At 63.3% G+C, this 19,217-nt stretch carries 19 protein-coding genes; 4 read left to right on the top strand and 15 right to left on the bottom strand.

The window, feature by feature from the left end:
• Positions 1-63 precede the first annotated feature (63 nt).
• Complete coding sequence (locus WA950_RS21510) at positions 64-552, top strand: MaoC family dehydratase (RefSeq protein ID WP_424553782.1); 489 nt, start codon at positions 64-66, stop codon at positions 550-552.
• Positions 553-580: 28 nt separating this feature from the next.
• Here WA950_RS21510 and WA950_RS21515 read toward each other — a convergent pair whose 3' ends face one another.
• The 5 genes from WA950_RS21515 to WA950_RS21535 are packed head-to-tail and all read right to left on the bottom strand — an operon-like array spanning position 581 to position 6,134.
• Positions 581-1,129 (bottom strand): sarcosine oxidase subunit gamma, encoded by a 549-nt coding sequence (locus WA950_RS21515; protein ID WP_424553783.1) that lies wholly within the window; start codon positions 1,127-1,129, stop codon positions 581-583.
• The gene (locus WA950_RS21520; protein WP_424553784.1) at positions 1,122-4,115 is read right to left on the bottom strand and encodes a sarcosine oxidase subunit alpha; all 2,994 of its coding nucleotides are present in this window, start codon (positions 4,113-4,115) and stop codon (positions 1,122-1,124) included. Before WA950_RS21520 ends, WA950_RS21515 begins: the two co-directional genes overlap by 8 nt.
• On the bottom strand, positions 4,112-4,471 hold the full coding sequence (locus WA950_RS21525) for a sarcosine oxidase subunit delta (protein WP_424553785.1): 360 nt from the start codon (positions 4,469-4,471) through the stop codon (positions 4,112-4,114). The genes WA950_RS21520 and WA950_RS21525 overlap by 4 nt, the downstream gene beginning before the upstream one ends.
• A gap of 14 nt (positions 4,472-4,485) precedes the next feature.
• Complete coding sequence (locus tag WA950_RS21530) at positions 4,486-4,851, bottom strand: hypothetical protein (RefSeq protein ID WP_424553786.1); 366 nt, start codon at positions 4,849-4,851, stop codon at positions 4,486-4,488.
• 29 nt (positions 4,852-4,880) lie between these two features.
• Entirely contained in the window at positions 4,881-6,134 is a 1,254-nt protein-coding gene (locus WA950_RS21535; protein WP_424553787.1) for a sarcosine oxidase subunit beta family protein, read from the bottom strand.
• Positions 6,135-6,463: 329 nt separating this feature from the next.
• Here WA950_RS21535 and rpsU point away from each other — a divergent pair, with 329 nt between their 5' ends.
• The gene (rpsU, locus tag WA950_RS21540; protein ID WP_424553948.1) at positions 6,464-6,691 is read left to right on the top strand and encodes a 30S ribosomal protein S21; all 228 of its coding nucleotides are present in this window, start codon (positions 6,464-6,466) and stop codon (positions 6,689-6,691) included.
• Positions 6,692-6,975: 284 nt separating this feature from the next.
• Positions 6,976-7,860, top strand: coding sequence for a tetratricopeptide repeat protein (locus tag WA950_RS21545; RefSeq protein ID WP_424553788.1), 885 nt, complete (start codon positions 6,976-6,978; stop codon positions 7,858-7,860).
• Between the two features lie 79 nt (positions 7,861-7,939).
• Here WA950_RS21545 and WA950_RS21550 read toward each other — a convergent pair whose 3' ends face one another.
• The 6 genes from WA950_RS21550 to WA950_RS21575 form a co-directional block, all read right to left on the bottom strand.
• The gene (locus tag WA950_RS21550; RefSeq protein ID WP_424553789.1) at positions 7,940-9,340 is read right to left on the bottom strand and encodes an NAD(P)(+) transhydrogenase (Re/Si-specific) subunit beta; all 1,401 of its coding nucleotides are present in this window, start codon (positions 9,338-9,340) and stop codon (positions 7,940-7,942) included.
• A gap of 10 nt (positions 9,341-9,350) precedes the next feature.
• Positions 9,351-9,761, bottom strand: coding sequence for a proton-translocating transhydrogenase family protein (locus WA950_RS21555; protein ID WP_424553790.1), 411 nt, complete (start codon positions 9,759-9,761; stop codon positions 9,351-9,353).
• The gene (locus WA950_RS21560; RefSeq protein ID WP_424553791.1) at positions 9,761-10,918 is read right to left on the bottom strand and encodes a Re/Si-specific NAD(P)(+) transhydrogenase subunit alpha; all 1,158 of its coding nucleotides are present in this window, start codon (positions 10,916-10,918) and stop codon (positions 9,761-9,763) included. Before WA950_RS21560 ends, WA950_RS21555 begins: the two co-directional genes overlap by 1 nt.
• Positions 10,919-11,003: 85 nt before the next feature.
• On the bottom strand, positions 11,004-11,228 hold the full coding sequence (locus WA950_RS21565; RefSeq protein ID WP_424553792.1) for an aa3-type cytochrome c oxidase subunit IV: 225 nt from the start codon (positions 11,226-11,228) through the stop codon (positions 11,004-11,006).
• 252 nt (positions 11,229-11,480) lie between these two features.
• Complete coding sequence (locus WA950_RS21570; RefSeq protein ID WP_424553793.1) at positions 11,481-12,254, bottom strand: N-acyl amino acid synthase FeeM domain-containing protein; 774 nt, start codon at positions 12,252-12,254, stop codon at positions 11,481-11,483.
• A 169-nt stretch (positions 12,255-12,423) separates the two neighbouring features.
• Positions 12,424-14,733: a putative bifunctional diguanylate cyclase/phosphodiesterase gene (locus tag WA950_RS21575; protein WP_424553794.1), complete on the bottom strand. Its 2,310-nt coding sequence runs from the start codon at positions 14,731-14,733 to the stop codon at positions 12,424-12,426.
• Between the two features lie 457 nt (positions 14,734-15,190).
• Here WA950_RS21575 and WA950_RS21580 point away from each other — a divergent pair, with 457 nt between their 5' ends.
• A complete protein-coding gene (locus tag WA950_RS21580) occupies positions 15,191-15,970 on the top strand; it encodes a gamma-glutamyl-gamma-aminobutyrate hydrolase family protein (RefSeq protein WP_424553795.1) in 780 nt (259 codons plus the stop codon).
• Between the two features lie 7 nt (positions 15,971-15,977).
• Here the strand turns inward: WA950_RS21580 and WA950_RS21585 are convergent, their stop codons facing one another.
• The 4 genes from WA950_RS21585 to WA950_RS21600 form a co-directional block, all read right to left on the bottom strand.
• Entirely contained in the window at positions 15,978-16,385 is a 408-nt protein-coding gene (locus WA950_RS21585) for a hypothetical protein (protein WP_424553796.1), read from the bottom strand.
• A gap of 185 nt (positions 16,386-16,570) precedes the next feature.
• Complete coding sequence (locus tag WA950_RS21590) at positions 16,571-17,539, bottom strand: 2-hydroxyacid dehydrogenase (protein WP_424553797.1); 969 nt, start codon at positions 17,537-17,539, stop codon at positions 16,571-16,573.
• Between the two features lie 28 nt (positions 17,540-17,567).
• The gene (locus WA950_RS21595; protein ID WP_424553798.1) at positions 17,568-18,596 is read right to left on the bottom strand and encodes a LacI family DNA-binding transcriptional regulator; all 1,029 of its coding nucleotides are present in this window, start codon (positions 18,594-18,596) and stop codon (positions 17,568-17,570) included.
• A gap of 57 nt (positions 18,597-18,653) precedes the next feature.
• Positions 18,654-19,190 (bottom strand): MarR family winged helix-turn-helix transcriptional regulator, encoded by a 537-nt coding sequence (locus WA950_RS21600; protein WP_424553799.1) that lies wholly within the window; start codon positions 19,188-19,190, stop codon positions 18,654-18,656.
• Between the last annotated feature and the right edge of the window lie 27 nt (positions 19,191-19,217).

Raw genomic sequence — 19,217 nt, forward strand, 5'->3', positions numbered from 1 at the left:
TTTTCATTGCCCGTGCGAACCGTCCCTCTAGAAGGGACCTGATTGAAGCGGCGAGAAGGCCAGATGCCAGCCAATATCCATTTGAAAGATATTTCCCCTCTCGTCGGATCGGAAATCGGCGTCTCGCGCTGGTTCACCGTCGACCAGACGATGATCGACCGTTTTGCCGACGCGACGGAGGACCATCAGTTCATCCATACCGATCCGATCCGGGCTGCGGCCGAGACGCCGTTCGGCGGCACGATCGCCCACGGCTTCCTGACCCTCTCGCTGCTCTCGGCGATGAACTACGATTGCCTGCCGCGCATCATCGAGCAGACGATGGGTATCAACTACGGCTTTGACAAAGTCCGCTTCATGACCCCGGTGAAAAGCGGCGCGCGTGTTCGCGGCCGCTTCACCCTGGCCGAAGCCCGTTTCCGCGGCGCCGGCATGGTCACCATCCGCTACGACGTGACAGTCGATATCGAGAACGAGCGCAAGCCGGCTTTGACCGCCGACTGGATTACCATCATCCAGTTCGATCCGAAGGATCGGCCGGAGGACGTATAAAAATCCCGCCTCGAAGGCGGGATTGTTTTCAGAGACCGGCGTCTTCCGCCCCTTCCGACAGAAGTCCGAAGGCATAGGGCGAGAACGAGCGCCAGCATTCGACGCGGTAATCCTCCTTGCCGGTGCGCAGCAATACGATCTCGATCTTGCCAAGCACCGTGCGCGCCGCCGCGCCGACCGGGAAGATCGCATTGCCGAGGTCGAGCGGGCATGCGCTGGCAATCGCGCCGGCCGCATTCGGGCCGGAAACCAGGACCGCCGTGTTGCGGTGGGAAACATCCGTCGCCGAATGCAGCACGCCGGAGCCATTGGCAGCAGCCATGAGATCCGCACCGTTCTCGTCGATCAGCAGCCACTCGTCCGGGCCGAGCCAGAGCGCATGGCGACCGTTCGCGCTGGACGAGGTCTTCGGGCGCGTCGGCAACGGAAGGCCGAAGGCCGCCGAGAGCGCACCGAGTGCATCGGCACCGGCACGCAGCGATAGGCGGGTTGCGGGAGCGGCGGGCGTGACGCGCGCGCCGGCGGAGCCGCCATGGCTGCCGGCGAGCGGCGCCTTGCGAAGAGCTTGATCAGCCATTGAGGCGTCCTCCTTCCTTGTCGATGAAGACCATGTCGCTGACCTCGACCGCGATGGTGCGGTCGGGCATCGGCACGTAGAGCGTCTGGCCCAAACGGGCCTGACCACCGGCGACAAGCGCCATGGCGATCGACCGGCCGCAATTCTCCGACCAGTAGGACGAGGTCACGTGACCGAGCATTTTCATCGGCTTTGGCTCGTTCGGATCGGCGACGATCTGCGCGCCTTCCTCCAGAACCACCTTTGGATCCTTCGTCAGAAGGCCGACAAGCTGCTTGCGGCCCTCCTTGACGAGGTCCGGCCGCTTCAGACCACGAATACCGACGAAGTCCGTCTTCTTCTTGGAGACGGCCCAGCTGAGGCTCGCATCATGCGGCGTGACCGTGCCGTCCGTATCCTGTCCGACGATGATGTAGCCCTTTTCGGCGCGAAGGACGTGCATGGTCTCCGTACCGTAGGCGCAAGCGCCGAGCGGTTCGGCCCGGGCCCATATGGCCTCCCAGACGGCCTGGCCGTAGTCGGCCGGCACGTTGACTTCGAAGCCCGCTTCCCCGGTGAAGGACATGCGGAAGAGCCGGGTCGGCACGCCGCAGATCTTGCCTTCGCGCACGCTCATATGCGGGAAGGCGTCGTTGGAAATATCGATGCCTTCGATCAGCGGTTCGATGATTTCGCGCGCCTTCGGGCCCTGCACGGCGATAACCGCCCACTGTTCGGTGGTGGAGGTGAGCCAGACCTTGAGATGCGGGAACTCCGTCTGGAGATAGTCTTCCATATGGTTCATGACGCGCGGCGCACCGCCCGTCGTGGTCGTCACATGGAACCGGTCTTCCGCCAGACGCCCGACGACGCCATCATCATAAACGAAGCCGTCCTCGCGCAGCATGATGCCGTAGCGGCAGCGGCCGGGCTTCAGCGTATCCCAGGCATTCGTGTACATGAGATTGAGGAATTCGGCCGCATCCGGGCCGACGACCTCGATCTTGCCGAGCGTCGAAGCGTCGAAGATGCCGGCGGCGTTGCGCACCGTGCGGCACTCGCGGTTGACCGCATCGTGCATCGTTTCGCCCGCGCGCGGATAGTACCAGGCGCGCTTCCAGTTGCCGACATCCTCGAACAGCGCGCCATGCGCCTCTTCCCAGGCATGCATCGGCGTCTTGCGCGCCGGGTCGAACAGGTCGCCGCGCGAATGGCTGATCAGCGTACCGAAGGTCACCGGCGTATAGGGCGCGCGGAAGGTGGTGAGGCCGATCTTCGGAATCTCGCGGTTGAGCACTTCCGAGGCGATGGCGAGGCCATGGATGTTGGACAGCTTGCCCTGGTCCGTCGCCATACCGTTGGTGGTGAAGCGCTTGATATGCTCGATCGAATGCATCCCCTCACGCACCGCAAGGCGGATATCCTTGGCGCAGACGTCGTTCTGGAAGTCGACGAAGGCCTTGACCGTCGTATCGACGCCGGCTCCCTCGCCGCTGCCGGCCATGCCGCCGGTCCATTCGAAGGCATTTTCGCCGCGCAGCTCGACCTTGCCGCCGCCCTCGTTGCCGGTGGCGCGGGCCATCAGTTCGCCCGCAGCCAGCGATTCCTCGATGGCCGCCTGAAGGCCGTCCGTGCCATTGCACGAGCCGACCGAGAGGCAATCCTGCGCATAGGTGCCCGGCAGGAAGCGGCCGGAAGCGGCGTCATAGACGACCTTGCCGCGCGACTGCGAGAACAGGTGGACGGAGGGCGTCCAACCGGCGGACATCAGGAGCGCATCGACCGGGATGGCACGCGCCGAGCCGCCGCCATTGCGGGCGACCGACATGGCGGAGACGCGCAGCTTGCCCTTCGTGTCGACGACCGAATGGCCGGCGAGCACTTCGATGCCGAGCTTGCGGGCTTCGGCAAGAACGGCTTCGCCCGGCTTTTCGCGATTGTCGACGATGGCAGCGATGGTGACGCCGGCACGCTTCAGGTCGAACGCCGCCTCATAGGCCGAGTCGCTCGCCGTGTAGACGCCGATCTTGCGGCCGACGGCAACACCGAAATGGTTGAGATAGGTGCGCGCCGCAGACGCCAGCATGATGCCCGGACGGTCGTTGTTGGCAAACACCATGTGCCGCTCGATGGAGCCGGTGGCAAGGACGACGCGCTTGGCGCGGACTTGCCACAGACGCTCGCGCGGCAGCTTCCTGTCGGGACGCGCGAGGTGATCGGTCACGCGTTCGACGAGGGCCACGAAGTTGTGGTTGTAGTAACCGAAGGCCGTCGTACGGGTCAGAACGGTGACATTCTCCATCGCCTTCAGCTTCGCAGCCGTCGCCTGCGCCCAGTCATAGCCGTTCTTGCCGTCGATGGTGACGGAGTTGTCGTAGTGCAGCGCACCGCCCACTTCCGGCTGCTCGTCGACGAGGATGACGCGCGCACCGGCTTCTGCAGCGGCAAGCGCCGCGGACAGGCCGGCAACGCCGGCACCGGCGACCAGCACGTCGCAATAGGCGTAGCGGCTGGCGTAGTGATCGGGGTCCTCTTCCGTCGGCGCGACGCCGAGGCCGGCAGCGCGGCGGATGAAGGGCTCGTAGAGCTTTTCCCAGGCCGCCTTCGGCCACATGAAGGTCTTGTAGTAGAAGCCGGCCGCGAAGAACGGAGACATCAGGTTGTTGACGCCGCCGATATCGAAGGCGAGCGACGGCCAGCGGTTCTGCGATTCCACCTTCATGCCGTCGAAGACTTCCTGCACCGGCGCACGCACGTTCGGCTGGCGGCGGGCGGCATCGCGCGACACGTCGATCAGCGCGTTCGGCTCTTCGGGACCGGCGGAAAGGATGCCGCGCGGGCGGTGATACTTGAACGACCGGCCGACGAGATGCACGCCATTGGCAAGCAGCGCCGAGGCAACCGTGTCGCCCTCCAGCGCCTCATAGGTCTTTCCATCGAACGTGAAACGCGCCGTTCTGGCGGGCGTCAGGCGGCCCTGGCCGGCAATGCGATTAGCACCGCTCATTTCGCGGTTCCTTCCGTGGCTTCATGGGTTTCGCCCGTCTTTTCGGCGAGGGGCTTTTCGGTGGCGGGAGCCGCCGCGGAAAGGTCCGGTTTGGGCTCTCCGGCCTTGTAGCTCATGACGAACTTGTCGCTCACGGTGTCGCGCGCCGCGTTGAAGAAGCGCCCGCAGCCGTGGATATGGCGCCAGCGCTCGAAGATCAGACCCTTCGGGTTGTCGCGCATGAAGAAGAATTCCTGGAACTCCTCGTCCGTGATATCGGCCATGTTCGTCGGCCGGGCGATGTGCGCATCGCCGCCGTTGCGGAATTCGAGCTCCGAGCGCTCTTCCTCGCAGTAGGGGCAGTAGATCAGCAGCATTTTATCCTACCTGTTTAAAGCTCCGGTTCCGTCACGAGCGTGCCCGGTTCCTGATCGCAAAGTCGCTGGCCCATGGTGACGAAGGGCACAAGCCGATAGAGCAGTTGCGCGCTATCGTCGTAGGGGGCCAGCACGTCCGTTATTCCAATATTGGCCACGCTCATCGCCAAGAGGTTGATGTCGATGTGGTAGGCGCGTTCCATGTCGTCGCCGGGAATGAAGTAGACCACCCGCTCGCCGAGCATTTCCGCGCATCCCAACATCCCGCTCTCGGCGACGAAGGGCCAGTTCTTCTCGCCCGCCGCCTTGCTGATTGTCTGAAAACGGAAATCATCGGGCTCCGGCATGATCGAACCCGCCGGCACGACGCCGGCCGTCATCAGCAATCCAGCAAGCAGCGCGCCATTCATCAGTGGGCCACGGCCGCCGCCGCCGCCTCATCGATGAGGCGGCCGGTGCGGAAGCGGTCCAGCGTCAGGCCGGCCGCCAGCTTGTGCGGCTCTCCCCTGGCGATCAGATGCGCAAGGAGGTGGGCCGAACCCGGCGTCGCCTTGAAGCCGCCGGTGCCCCAGCCGCAATTGACGAAGAGGTTCGGAACCGGCGTCACGCCCTGGATCGCCGAGCGATCCGGCGTGTTGTCGGTGATCCCGCCCCATTGGCGCATCATCTTGACGCGGCGGAACATCGGGAAGAGTTCGCAGATAGCGTCCAAGGTATGCGTGATGATCTGCAGGCTGCCCGTCTGGGAGTAGGAATTGTACTGGTCCGTGCCCGCGCCGATGACAAGCTCGCCCTTGTCCGACTGCGAGATATAGGCATGCACCGAGTTGGACATGACCACGCAGGGGAAGATCGGCTTCATCGGTTCGGAAACCAGTGCCTGAAGCGGCGAGGACTGCAACGGCAGCCTGACATCGGCCATCGACAGGATGACCGAGTTGTGGCCGGAAGCCGACACCGCGATCTTCTTCGCGCCGATGAAGCCCTTCGACGTCTCGACGCCCGTCACCGCACCGTCCGGTCCGCGGCGGATGCCCTTGACCTCGCAGTTCTGGATGATGTGCACGCCGCGATCCGACGCCGCGCGGGCATAGCCCCAAGCGACCGCATCATGGCGGGCGGTACCGCCGCGGCGCTGCAGGGCCGCACCGTTGATCGGGTAGCGGGCGGTGGCGGCAATATCGAGCGGCGGGCAATATTCCTTCGCCTGCTGCGGCGACAGCCATTCGTTGTCGATGCCGTGCAGACGGTTGGCATGGATGTGCCGCTGGAAGGATTGCTTGTCATGCACATTGTGCGACAGCATCATGACGCCGCGCGGCGAGTACATGACGTTGTAGTTGAGATCCTGGCTGAGCCCTTCCCAGAGCTTCAGCGAGTGCTCGTAGATATCCATGCTCTCGTCATAGAGATAGTTCGAGCGGATGATCGTCGTGTTGCGGCCGGTATTGCCGCCGCCGAGCCAGCCCTTCTCGATCACGGCGACATTGGTGATGCCGTGCTCCTTGGCAAGATAGTAGGCCGCGCCGAGGCCGTGGCCGCCACCGCCGACGATGATCACGTCGTATTCCTTGCGCGGCTCGGGCGAGGCCCACTGCGCCTCCCATCCCTTGTGGCCGCGCATCGCCTCTCGGGCGACGGCGAAAGCCGAATATTTGCGCATTACCCAGGTCCTCGATGTCTCGCCGGCCTCGCCAGCTGTTTCCGTTCCGATAGAAAGCAAATCCTGACGCCGCGCGCCGTATCCTTTGCGACGCATTCAGGCGCACCTTGTACCACATGCGACATGGCCTCGATCGAGGTTTTGCAACGGTTTTGCGCGCCTTGCCTGCAAAAATCCCGCACGGCCCGGCCCGCAAGACTGGACTCCCGCCACATGTTCTGTTATCCGACGCGCCAATCGTCAGCCTGCCAGGTTGCACGAACGTCACTTATTGCCTGACGACCTCAAGGAATCGCCGGGTTAACAACGAACAAAGGAACGGGATTCTCGTGCAGGTACTTGTCCGCGACAACAACGTTGATCAGGCTCTCCGCGCTCTCAAGAAGAAGATGCAGCGCGAAGGTATTTTCCGTGAAATGAAGATGCGCGACTACTACGAAAAGCCGTCGCAGAAGCGTGCGCGTGAAAAGGCTGAAGCCGTTCGTCGTGTTCGCAAGCTGGCTCGCAAGCGCGCCCAGCGCGAAGGCCTCATCAGCGCGCGTCCCAGCACCCGCTAATCGGCCGTCATTTCGACGTTTTCGGATGCAAGACCGGGCGGGGGCGAACAAATCGCCACCGCCTTTTTTGACGTGACCGGAAGATTTTTACGCTTGTGAAACGCTTCCTGTGCAATTCCGGGGCAACCGCTACGCATCTTGCCGGAGTTGCCGCCGATCAGGCAATAAAGGATCACAGCGTCCTTCGCGCGTCACAGACGGCGCGCGGCACTGTGAAAGTGCCGTAGCAACCTCTTCGCGCATGAGGCGTGGAAGAAACCCACTTTGAGGATTCGCACTTGGACATGGCTGCATCTACCAGGTTCCCGACCGATCGTCTTTCTTCCTCGTCCATCCGCATTCGCCGCCCTCTGATGGCCGCCGTCGCCGCCACGTCGCTGGCCCTCATGCTTGCAGGCTGCCAGTCGACCACCTCGACGGACGTCCTGAAGGTCGAGCGCGCGCAGGGCTCCCAGCAGAACATCGCTTCGCTCTCCGCCGTGATCGCCGCCAACCCGCAGGATCCGGAAGGCTACAACGTGCGCGGCTCGGCCTATGGCCGCGCGGGCGAACATCGCCGGGCGCTCGAGGACTTCAACCGCGCCATAGAGCTCAATCCGCGTTTCTATCAGGCCTATGCCAACCGCGCGCTCGTGCAGCGCAGCCTCGGCGACCAGGCACAGGCGGCAGCCGACTACAACACGGCCCTGCAGCTCAGCCCGAACTATGACGTCGCCTATATCGGCCGCGGCAACCTCTACCGCCAGTCCGGCCGCCTCGACGACGCGTTCCGCGACTTCAACCGCGCCATCCAGCTCGATACGACGGATCCGCGCGCCTTCCACAATCGCGGCCTGATCTACCAGGCGCGCCGCCAGCACGAGAAGGCGATCGAGGATTTCTCGAAGGCCATCTCACTCTCGCCGAATTCGGCCGAGCCCTACAACGGTCGTGGCATTTCCTTCGCGGCGATGGGCGACGACGACAATGCGTTCCAGGATTTCAACACGGCGATCAACCTCGACGGCAAGCTTGCCGAATCCTGGGCGAACCAGGCGCTGATCTATGAGCGCCGCGGCGATACGGCCCGTGCGACCAAGTCCTATTCCCAGGCGCTGCGCCTCGATCCGAACTATGCACCGGCAAAGACCGGCCTCGCCCGGACCCGAGGCGGCGCAAAGCCCGCCTGACCGGCCAGACCATCGTTCAAACAAAAGCCCCGCGACCTTCCGGCCGCGGGGCTTTTTTCGTTTCGTTCGGCTGGAACCCTTAGTGGTTCATCGCCTTGACGATATCGTCCGTCATCTTCTTGGCATCGCCGAGCAGCATCATCGTGCCGTCCTTGTAGAACAGCGTGTTGTCGATGCCGGCATAGCCGGAGCCGAGCGAGCGCTTGACGAAGAGGCAGGTTTTCGCCTTGTCGACGTCGAGGATCGGCATGCCGTAGATCGGCGACGACTTGTCGTCACGCGCGGCGGGGTTCGTCACGTCGTTGGCGCCGATGACATAGGCGACGTCCGCCTGGGCGAATTCCGAGTTGATGTCTTCCAGCTCGAACACTTCGTCATAGGGCACGTTCGCCTCGGCGAGCAGCACGTTCATGTGGCCCGGCATACGGCCGGCAACCGGATGAATGGCATACTTGACCTCGACGCCGTTCTTCTTGAGCGCGTCCGCCAGTTCGCGCACCGCGTGCTGCGCCTGTGCCACCGCCATGCCGTAGCCCGGCACGATGATGACCTTGGAGGCATTCGACATCAGGAAGGCTGCGTCGTCGGCCGAGCCCTGCTTGACCGTCCGCTGCACGCCGTCGTCGCTTGCCGCCGCCCCGCTATCGCCGCCGAAGCCGCCGAGGATGACGGAGATGAACGAGCGGTTCATGCCCTTGCACATGATGTAGGACAGGATCGCACCCGAGGAGCCGACCAGCGCGCCGGTGATGATCAGGGCGAGGTTGCCGAGCGTGAAGCCGATGCCGGCCGCCGCCCACCCCGAATAGGAGTTGAGCATCGAGACGACGACGGGCATGTCCGCCCCACCGATCGGAACGATCAGCAGCACGCCGAGCACCAGCGCCAGGACGACGATCAGCCAGAAATCAAAATGGCTTTCCGACAGCGTCAGGCCGACGACGAAGAAGACGATCGCCGCAAGCAGCACGATGTTGATGACATGCCGGTAGGGCAGCATGATCGGCTTGCCCGACATGCGCCCGTCGAGCTTCAGGAAGGCGATGATCGACCCGGTGAAGGTGATCGCACCGATGGCAGCGCCGAGCGCCATTTCGACCAGCGCCTGGCCGTGGATTTCGCCCACCTGGCCGAGACCGAAGGAGACCGGCGAATAGAGCGCCGCCGCCGCCACCAGCACCGCGGCAAGACCGACGAGCGAGTGGAAGCCGGCAACGAGCTGCGGCATCGAGGTCATCGGAATGGAGCGGGCGATATACGCGCCGGCACCGCCGCCGATGGCAAGACCGAGCACGATGAGCACGAGACCGCCGAAGGATGGCGTCGCCAGCAGCAGCGTCGTGCCGATGGCGATGCCCATGCCGATCATGCCGAGCATGTTGCCGCGGCGGCTGGTCGTGGGATGCGACAGGCCGCGCAGGGCCATGATGAAGAGAACCCCGGAAACGAGGTAGAGGAAGGCTGCGAAGTTAGCGTTCATCGGGCCGGCCTCACTTCTCTTTTTTCTTGTACATCGCCAGCATGCGCTGGGTGACGAGGAAGCCGCCGAAAATGTTGACGGAGGCAAGGATCAGCGCGACGAAGCCGAAGCCGGTCGCGATACCCGAAAGCGAGATGCCGACGGCAAGCAGCGCGCCGACGACGATGACCGAGGAAATCGCATTGGTGACGGCCATCAGCGGCGTGTGCAGCGCGGGCGTCACCGACCACACGACATAGTAGCCGACGAAGATCGACAGCACGAAGATAGCGAGGCGGAAGACGAATGGGTCGATCGCCCCCCCGGAAACGCCATGCGCCACGGCAGCGGCAGCATCCGGCACATATTCGGAAGCGGTGCGAACAGCCTCCACGGCCCGTTCGAGATCGGTGATCGCCTTGTCCAGAAGTTCGTTCGCCATCACTTGCCCTCCCCTTGCTGCACGGCGGCGCCGCCAAAGTTCGGATGCACCACGGCCCCGCCATGAGTCAGCATCGTCGCCTTGACCAGTTCGTCCTCGCTATTGACCGAGACCGACTTGTTTTCCTTGTCGACCATGGTCTCGAGGAAAGTGAGAAGGTTCTTGGCATAGAGCGCCGACGCCGAGGCCGCGATGCGGCCCGGCACGTTGAGGTAGCCGATGACCTTCACGCCTTCGACCTCAGCGACCCTGCCGGCCTCTGCGCCCTCGATATTGCCGCCGCGTTCGACGGCGAGATCGACGACGACCGAACCGTTGCGCATGGCGGCGAGCATCTGGCGCGTGACGAGACGCGGCGCAGGGCGGCCGGGAATGAGCGCGGTGGTAATGACGATGTCCTGCTTGGCGATGTGCTCGGCCACGAGCGCGGCCTGCTTTGCCTGATATTCCCTGGACATTTCCTTGGCGTAGCCACCGGCGGTTTCGGCGGCCTTGAACTCGTCGTCCTCGACGGCGATGAACTTCGCGCCGAGCGAGGCGACCTGCTCCTTGGCAGCCGGACGCACGTCCGTCGCGGAGACGGCAGCGCCGAGGCGGCGAGCGGTGGCGATGGCCTGGAGGCCGGCGACACCGGCGCCCATGACGAAGACCTTGGCGGCCGGAACGGTTCCGGCGGCAGTCATCATCATCGGCATGGCGCGGTCGAATTCATGAGCGGCATCGATGACCGCCTGATAACCGGCAAGGTTCGCCTGCGAGGACAGGATGTCCATCGACTGGGCGCGCGTGATGCGCGGCATCAGCTCCATGGCGAAAGCGGTGAGTCCTGCCCTGCCCATCTCGGCAATGGCAGCCTCGTTGCCGTAGGGGTCCATCGTGGCGATGACGATGGCGCCTGACTTGTAGGTGGCAATCTCGGCCGTGGTCGGCCGGCGCACCTTCAGGATCACATCAGCCGACTTCGCCTCTTCCGGCCCGACGATGCGAGCGCCGGCAGCCTCATAGTCGGCATCGAGGATGCGCGATCTGAGACCGGCGCCGGCTTCCACCAGCACGTCGAGCCCCAGGCTCTTTATTTTCTTGATCGTTTCTATGGAACCTGCGACGCGGCCTTCTGCCGAATCGCTTTCCCTTGACACAAAAATACACTGACTCAAACCGTGGTCCTCCCCCCGAGACTGGCCGTGTTGAAGCGCGACGCCGGATGGCGCCGCGGCGAACCGCAGGTGCGGTTCTATGGAATCAACGAAGCAGGTAGTAGCCGGCGACGTTGAGGATGATGAACAGCAGGAAACCGCTGAAGAAGCCGGCGCTGGTGAAGAATGCAGCGGCCATGGCGATCATCAGCGCCACGCAGAACAGCGTGACGAACTTGGTGACGTTGATGAAGAAGTTGTAGGTCTTCTCGTGCTCGGGATAGTCCATCGGAGCGCCCATTTCGACCGGTCCGTTATGATGTTCAGCCATAGTCACCTTCTCCTAAGCAGCCGCACCCGCCAGCCGGAAAGCTCCACCCGATGAGCGTCTAAAACAGGCCGGCACCTGGACGGTCCGGCGATTCCCTCAAGCGCGAAAGCGCGCACCGTTCTGGCCATACACAATGGATCGGCAAAGCGCAACGGCAAGCCGGGCTGTGCTTTTCCGCCTGTATCGTTTCCGAAACAGAACAGGCCGGTTTCTTGCGAAACCGGCCTGTCTGGTACAGTCAAATCGCAAACCTCAGCCGGCGAAGGCGCCGCTGGAAAGCTGTATGCGGTTCTGGGCATGGGCAAGGCGTGCCGTGGGGCGCACGGTCAGCGGGCTGAACGGCATTTCCTCTCCGCGGGCAAACAGCATGCGCCGCTCGAAGGCTTCCGACTGGAAGAACGGGAAACGCGCATAGAGCGACGAGCGTATGTCCTTGCAGCGTGTCGCCATCAGCATCAGGTCGATGATGAACTTGCCCTGCTTGCTCTTCGGCGAGGCGACGAAATCACCGTCGAAAACACGCCTGTAGAAGGCCGAGTGCGCCGGCTTGACCATCTGGAGGACGCGATCGGCATCGAAATAGTCCGCCGCCATCGTCGCAAGACGCAGCGTGAGATAGGGGATCGCCGGCATCTCGCGCCAGACATCCGGGTCGGCGGCGAGCCGGACCGGATCGATCAGCGACATGCCCGCATCGAGGAAAGCCTTGATCTCGTCGGGAAACACCTTGCCGGACGAGGTGACCCGATGCTCCGGCGTCACATGGTGCAGGCGCACCGTCGAGATCAGCCGCTCCTCGTGGTAGACGCCGAAGACATAAGCGTGACTGTCGAAGTCGGCCTCATCGATGAGAAGCGCCGCGTCTTCGGCCAGATGCATCACGCTGCCGGCCTTGTAGGCCTTGTAGCGGATGCGGGCGATATCCTCCATGTCCTCACTCGTCTCGACCCGGCGATATTCCACCCTGTCGAGCAGCCCAAGAAGCTTTTCGGAAAAGCGATTGTTCGCCGTTTCCACAATGGCCATTGCTCATCCCTCTGATCAAAAAGCCGGCCCACTGTGGCCGACTTCATGATCCTCGATATAAGACAATTTGTGTAAAATACCATTCATTAACCTTAACATATGGTTAACGCTAATTTTGGATAAGCTTATATATGGATGATCGGGACGTTTTCAGGGAAAGGAAGGCGCGTCAGGCGACGCGGCGGCCGCGACGACGCGGTTCGACCGGCTTGCCGCCGAGGCTTTCGTAAAGGTCACGCAGCGCATCGAGCGACATCGGCGCTGCGAAGACGTAGCCTTGGACCAGATCGGCGCAGCGATACGTGTTGATGAGGGCGAGCTGCTCCTCGGTCTCCACGCCTTCGATGACGATACGCAGGCCAAGCTCGCGCGACAGGTTGACCGTGCCGCGCAGAAGCTTGAAGCGACGCGGGTCCTCGCCGATATTGCGCACGAAGGACCGGTCGATCTTGATGACGTCGAGCGGAAGCTGGTCGAGATAGCTGAGGCTCGAATAACCCGTGCCGAAATCGTCGATGGCGATGGTGATGCCCCGCGCACGAAGCTCCTGCAGGATCGCCTGCACCTTCAGCGGCTCCTCCATCAGGCAGCTTTCGGTGACCTCGAGATGAAGCCGGCCGGGCGCAAGGCCTGCTGTCTCCAGCGCTTCGGAAACCACTTCGATGATCCCGGTGCCGCGCAGGTCCTGCACCGAAAGATTGACGGATACGCTCATATCCGCCGGCCAGGTCGCGCAGTCGGCGCAGGCCCGGTTGATCATGAAACGCGTGATCTCGGAGACGACGCCCATCTCCTCGGCGATCTGGATGAAGGCGGTCGGCGCCACAGGACCGCGCTCGGGATGCGTCCAGCGCGACAGCGCCTCACAGCATTCAATGCGCGAGCCATCGGGCACGAACATCGGCTGGTAGGCGACCGAAAGCGCGTCGTTGGCGAGCGCCTGGCGCAGGTCTTCCTTCAGTTTCTGCCGATCCATGTAGCGTGCATCCATCTCCTGCTCGAAGACGGTGAAGCTGCCCTTGGCGCGCGACTTGGTTTCAAACAGCGCCAGATCGGCACGGATCTGCATTTCTTCCAGCCGGAAATCATCACTCGCGACGGTCACGCAGCCCGCACTGAACGAAACGAAGAGATTGATGCCCTCGAATTCGTAGTTGCCGCGCAGTTGCTCGTGACACCGTCGCATGCGCGTTTCGAGATCGCGCCGGTTCGTTTCGTTCGGAAAGAACAGGATGAACTCGTCGCCCATCAGATGGCCGGCAAGCACCCGTTCACCGGCAAGCCGGCGCAGCCGCTCGGCAATGGCGCAGAGCAGCCGATCGCCGGTAACGTGCCCCTTCATGTCATTGACGTGTTTGAAGTCGTCGACGTCGAGCACCATGAAGCCGACCGTGCCCGGCTTCTTGCGCTCCGCCAGCGCTTCCTGCACCAGATCGGCGAAATAGGTGCGGTTCGGCAGGCCCGTAAGGCTGTCGTAGCGCACCATGTGCAGGATCTTCTTTTCCGCCCGAACCCGCGCCGTCACGTCCTCAAAAATGAGGACCGCGCCGCCGTTTTCACGGGGCGCGGCGGTAAATTCCAGATAAAGCCCGTCCGTCACCTGCAAGAGCGCGCGCGAGCGTTCGCCCTTCAGAAGCTCGTCAAGCTGCCGCAGGATCGTCTTGCTCTGCTCGGCATTGAGAAAGGTGTTGCGGACACCGAAGCGCAGGACCACGTCGAGGTGGCAATCCTTGAGCCGGTCCTGGCTGCCCAGATGCAGGAGTTCGCAGGCTCGCCGGTTGGCGACGAGGATACGATTGTCCGCATCCAGCATGAACAGGCCGTGCGGCATGTTGTTGAGCGCCGTGTCGAACCGGTCGGCAATCGTCGCCAGTTCCCGCGCTGCCAACACATTTTCATAGAGGAAGGTCCGCACGCCGTTCGCCATGCTCCGCGTCGTCATCGCAAACGGCAGGACGAGCGAGGCGAGCACGGCATGATAGAAGTCCCCCAGCCCCAGAAAGCCCACCACGATCGGGAAGCAAGCGGAGAAGACCATGTAGTTGACAGCCCGCGGCGAGCCGTAGTTGCGCCCGACGACGGAAACCATGGTGGCGAGCGTCACCGAAATGCAGGCGATCTCGGCGAAGGAGTCGCGGGAGACGATCAGGCTGTAGCAGCAGGCGGTACCCAGCGCGAGCGTCGTCCCGACGGCGCCAAGATTGTACCAGTTCTCCCAATAGCGGGTGCCGGCCGTGTCGCGGACATCCTTGTCCGCACGGTCGAAACGGCGCATGCCCTGCGCGCGCAGCATCCAGATGAGCACGACGAGCGCGCTCCAGACGAGAAAAAAGGGATCGGCGGTCTTGGCGTAGACGAAGGAGAACGTGATGACATGCGAGATCATGCCCACGAAAAGGGTCTGGCGGTTCCCGTACAGCGAGCTGACGAATGACAGGTACACATCAGCAGGCAGCGTGTCTTGACCCTTATCCTTCATGGACTCGGCACTCCCTATGGCGTTTGAGGGTTACCGGGCAAAATTTAATGAATGATTTCGGGAAATTACCCAATAAGTTGGGGTATGTTCAGGCAGCACTGCACGCATGCTCAACCAGAAAGGGATACATTCAACCAGATATTGCGAACGAGGCACTTTAGGAGAGACTAACTCAACCATTCATAGGCCAGATACGTAATTTCCTGACTCGCAGGCGACAGAGTATTGCGCAGCCGGCGCGCACGGAAAACTTGCCGCGCAATCCTCGTTTGTAGCGCTGTGGTTAACGGCTCACCTCCAGCAGACGGCAAAAACTTGCAATTCGAGCCTTGCCGCGGCGTGCAATCATACCGCCAAAACCTGGCATTTGTCGTCATTTCGCCAGAAAGGGGGAATTGACTGACGCTGGATTTGATATCAAATCCCTATTTGGTATTTCTTTTCTTCGGAGCGCATCATGTCGAAACCCGTCGTCGCCATTCCCGCCGATATAAGGGAAATCGAAGGCAACGTCTGGCAGGCCACCCCGAACCAGTATGTGCGCGCCGCCGTCAAGGGGGCGGATGTCACGGTTTTCCTCGTTCCGGCGCTTGAGGCCGACAACGATTTCGACGGCATTCTCGACAGGGTCGACGGGCTTCTCGTCAGCGGCTCGCGCACGAACGTGCACCCCTCGCTCTACGGCAAGGAAGCAACTGCGGCGGAAGGCCCCTACGATACGGCACGCGACGCAACCAGTCTGCCGCTCATCAAGCGGGCGCTTGAGCGCGGCATCCCGCTGCTCGCCATCTGCCGCGGCATCCAGGAACTCAATGTCGTGCTCGGCGGCACCCTCGCCAACGAAATCCAGGAACAGCCCGGCATGTGGGATCACCGCAAGCCGGATACGCCCGTACTCGACGTCGCCTACGGCATCCGCCAGAAGGTTACGGTCAAGGAAGGAAGCTGCCTCGCTTCGGTGATCGGCGCGGGCGACGTGCAAGTGAACTCGCTGCACCGGCAGGCGATCTCGGAACTGGCACCTCGGCTTGCCGTGGAAGCCGTCGCCGATGACGGCACCGTCGAGGCCGTCTCCGTCATCGGCGCGAAGGCCTTTGCGGTTGGCGTGCAGTGGCACCCCGAATACTGGGTGGGCTCCGACCAACCTTCCAACAAGCTCTTCGCCGCTTTCGGCGCGGCCGTGCGCGACTATGCGGCCGCCAAAGAAGGCGTGCAGCACCGGACGGCGGCCGAATAGGCCCCCGTCAGTCGGCGGAAATCATCGTGACCATGGCCTCGGCGGGTTCTACCGCCTCATAGGCAAGACCGTCTCCCTCGGTGACCGTAAGGATCGCCTCGCCCTGCGCATCGGCAACGACGACCGTGCCGTCGCCATTGTTGGTCCATGTGCGCGCCTTCGAGAGGCCCGGCCATACGGCATCGCAGTCCGCGCCCGCCGTAAAGCGCGCGCTTCGGCTGGAGATCGGGGTGCCCCGCTCACCAAGGCAGGCCGTATTCGCCACCACATTGGACACTGTGTAGCTGTGACCGGCCGCCGGCGCGGGAATGGAATTCGAAATCATCGGATCCACGCCGGGCGCGTCCAGCCCGATAAAGGCCCATACCCCCAGCGACACGGCACCGGCCAGAGCGGCGATCGTCAGCGTCTTCATGGGGCTCTCCTTCATCAGCGATTCGATGATGAAAGCATGAGCCCGCAAACTTGCCGAAAGGTTAATGAAGGCTTTAAAGCGCCTGGAGCAATTCCGGTGAAAGCCGAATCACCGCGATTACTCCAGGGGGTTGTTTTTGCCGCACTATCCGACGCCGAAGCGATGCCGCTCCGACTGGAAACGCTCTAGGCGGGCTTTCGCGCGAAGGGCGTCTCCGGCACCGGCGTCAGCGCCGCGCCCTGCCCGAACCAGGCGAAGAGATTGTCCGCCACGAGATCGGCCATCGCATCGCGCGTTGCGACCGAAGCGGACGCCACATGCGGCAACAGCGACACGTTCGGCAGATCGAGCAGCGCCTGCGGAACATTCGGCTCGTCATAGAAGACGTCGAGGCCGGCGGCAGCAATCACGCCGTCCCTCAGCGCGACAGCAAGCGCATCCTCGTCAACCGTCCAGCCGCGCCCTACATTGATCAGCACGCCGTTCGGCCCCAGCGCGCGCAGCACCGCCGCATCGACGGTCTTGTGCGTCTGCGCCGTCTTCGGCACGATGGCGATCAGGATATCGACCGCCTCGGCCAACGCCGTCAGCGAAGGATAATAGGCATAGGGCACGCCCTCGCGGGGGTGGCGCGTATGATAGGCGATATCGAGCCCGAAGCCCTTCAGCCGCTCGGCGATGGCAAGGCCGATACGCCCGAGGCCATAGATGCCGGCCCTGCGGCCGCGCAGGCTGAGCGGCGTCAGCGGGAACGCGCCCTCGCGTTTCCAGCGCCCCTCGCGCAGCCAGCTTTCCGCCTGCGGGAAGCGGCGTACGGTGTTGAGCAACAGGCCGATGGCGGTGTCCGCCACCTCGTCGTTCAGCACATCCGGCGTATTGGTGACCGCGATGCCGCGCGCCGCCGCCGCGGCGACGTCGACGCCGTCATAGCCGACGCCGAAACTTGCGATCACTTCCAGCGCCGGAAGGTGCTCGATCATCGCCGCACCGAAGGCGCCCGAAACGGCAACGCCGGTAATGCTCGCGGCCTCGGAACGGGCAAGAAGCGAAGGATCGGCCTTGTCGATGCGCACGACGTCGAACGCATCCTTGAGACGATCGAGAACCCGTTCGCGGATCTTGCCGGGCACGAGAATGCGTGTCTTGGCCGTCATGGCGAAAATCTCCTTGGCCTGAAACGCCTCAGCCTTCCGGATGCGGCTTCAGCGGTCCGGTGGACTGCCGGATGCGCATTTCTGGCTTGATCAGGTGGATGCCGTCCGGCTCATGGCTGCCCGAGAGCTTGTCGAGCAGCGCACGGGCGGCGTTGCGCCCGACTTCGGACTGGCCGTTCCAGACTGTGGTGAGCGCAGGCGTCGCGATCGCAGCCTCTTCAAGGTCGTCATAGCCCGTGACGGAAACATCGCGGCCGGGCACGAGGCCGGCGCGGGCAATGCCGTTCATCAGTCCGATCGCCACAAGGTCGTTCCAACAGACCGCTGCGGTCGGCTTCTGGGGCAGCGAGAGGAAATGCACCGCCGCCTCGAAGCCGCCCTGCTTGGTGCGGGGGCCCGGAATGCGCAGGCTGGGATCGACCTCGATATTCGCCTTGCGCAGCGCGTTGACATAGCCCTGGTAGCGGTCGCGGCCGGTCGACGTCTGGTCCGTGCCGCCCACCATGGCGATCGTCCGGTGGCCGAGGCCGATCAGGTGGTTGGTGGCCAGCGATATGCCGTAGCTGTCATCGCCGCGGAAGATCGGCACGTCCAGTCCGTCGATAGAGCGGGCGATCAGGATCGCCGGCATGCCATTGTCCTCGGCAAGCTGTATGTCCTCCGGCGGCGTTCCGATGGCCGGCGACATGATCACCCCGTCGCCGCCGAGCTGGAGCAGCGTCTCGATGAAATTGCGCTGCTTTTCGACCGAATCGTAGTGATTGGACAGGATGAACGTCTGCCGGTCGCGGTCGAGTTCGCTTTCGATGGCTTTCAGGATTTCCGCGTAGAACGGGTTCATGATGTCGTGCACGACGACGCCGATGATGCCGGAGCGCGAGGTGCGCAGGCTCGCCGCACGACGGTTGTAGATATAGCCGAGGGCGCGCGCCTGTTCCTTGATCCGGTCGCGGGTCGCTGCTGCGACGAGCGGACTGTCCCGGAGTGCAAGCGACACCGTCGCCGTGGAAACGCCGAGCGTGTCCGCGATGGTGGAAAGCTTGATTTTTTGGGCCACGACCCCTCCCTGGCGAACGCGCAGAAACGCGGCTTTAAAACCGTTTATTTAAACAGTTTAAATGTCGTCGGCAACTGTCTTTTCGCCGTTGCGGGGCACATCCGGCAGGGTGGCATGCAGGTTCTCGTCCATGGCGCGCAGGAGCTTGAGCAGGTTGCGCACGTCCTTCTCGCTAAGGCCATCGGCGGCCTGTTCCTCACTGATCCGGCCGGCTTGCGTGATCTGCTCGATGGAGGCATGGCCGGCTTCGGTGAGATGCACGACGGTGAGGCGCCCGTCCGTCTCGTCCGGCCGCCGCTCGACGAAGCCCTGCGCCTCCAGCCTGCCGATCGTTCGCGTCATGGTCGGCGCCTTGACGCCGAGCCGGGCGGCGAGCGCGCCGGCCGTCAGACCGCCCTCTTCCGAGAGCGCCAGGATCACGCCGTCCTGTCCGGCATAAAGGCCGGTGGCAAGCAGGTTTCGGGACAGCACCGTGCGCATGGAGCGGGCGGCATTGACGACGGCCGCGGCAAGGCCCGCGCCGGAGACATCCTCGTGCGATTTCTTTTTCTTGGCCTTCTTGCCGTCCTTGCCGTCCTTGTGCTTCTTGCCCATCCATCGCCTCCTGCAGCACCCTTGCAT

This window comes from Shinella sp., assembly GCF_049651085.1.
Taxonomy (GTDB): domain Bacteria; phylum Pseudomonadota; class Alphaproteobacteria; order Rhizobiales; family Rhizobiaceae; genus Shinella.

Bases quoted from the DNA above. Each gene is read 5' to 3' on its own strand.
- WA950_RS21510 (WP_424553782.1), top strand. From the start codon at position 64: ATGCCAGCCAATATCCATTTGAAAGATATTTCCCCTCTCGTCGGATCG.
- WA950_RS21585 (WP_424553796.1), bottom strand. From the start codon at position 16,385: ATGAAGACGCTGACGATCGCCGCTCTGGCCGGTGCCGTGTCGCTGGGG.
- WA950_RS21535 (WP_424553787.1), bottom strand. From the start codon at position 6,134: ATGCGCAAATATTCGGCTTTCGCCGTCGCCCGAGAGGCGATGCGCGGC.
- WA950_RS21545 (WP_424553788.1), top strand. From the start codon at position 6,976: ATGGCTGCATCTACCAGGTTCCCGACCGATCGTCTTTCTTCCTCGTCC.
- WA950_RS21555 (WP_424553790.1), bottom strand. From the start codon at position 9,761: ATGGCGAACGAACTTCTGGACAAGGCGATCACCGATCTCGAACGGGCC.
- WA950_RS21575 (WP_424553794.1), bottom strand. From the start codon at position 14,733: ATGAAGGATAAGGGTCAAGACACGCTGCCTGCTGATGTGTACCTGTCA.
- WA950_RS21565 (WP_424553792.1), bottom strand. From the start codon at position 11,228: ATGGCTGAACATCATAACGGACCGGTCGAAATGGGCGCTCCGATGGAC.
- WA950_RS21520 (WP_424553784.1), bottom strand. From the start codon at position 4,115: ATGAGCGGTGCTAATCGCATTGCCGGCCAGGGCCGCCTGACGCCCGCC.
- WA950_RS21570 (WP_424553793.1), bottom strand. From the start codon at position 12,254: ATGGCCATTGTGGAAACGGCGAACAATCGCTTTTCCGAAAAGCTTCTT.
- WA950_RS21600 (WP_424553799.1), bottom strand. From the start codon at position 19,190: ATGGGCAAGAAGCACAAGGACGGCAAGGACGGCAAGAAGGCCAAGAAA.
- WA950_RS21525 (WP_424553785.1), bottom strand. From the start codon at position 4,471: ATGCTGCTGATCTACTGCCCCTACTGCGAGGAAGAGCGCTCGGAGCTC.
- WA950_RS21580 (WP_424553795.1), top strand. From the start codon at position 15,191: ATGTCGAAACCCGTCGTCGCCATTCCCGCCGATATAAGGGAAATCGAA.
- WA950_RS21515 (WP_424553783.1), bottom strand. From the start codon at position 1,129: ATGGCTGATCAAGCTCTTCGCAAGGCGCCGCTCGCCGGCAGCCATGGC.
- WA950_RS21590 (WP_424553797.1), bottom strand. From the start codon at position 17,539: ATGACGGCCAAGACACGCATTCTCGTGCCCGGCAAGATCCGCGAACGG.
- WA950_RS21530 (WP_424553786.1), bottom strand. From the start codon at position 4,851: ATGACGGCCGGCGTCGTGCCGGCGGGTTCGATCATGCCGGAGCCCGAT.
- WA950_RS21550 (WP_424553789.1), bottom strand. From the start codon at position 9,340: ATGAACGCTAACTTCGCAGCCTTCCTCTACCTCGTTTCCGGGGTTCTC.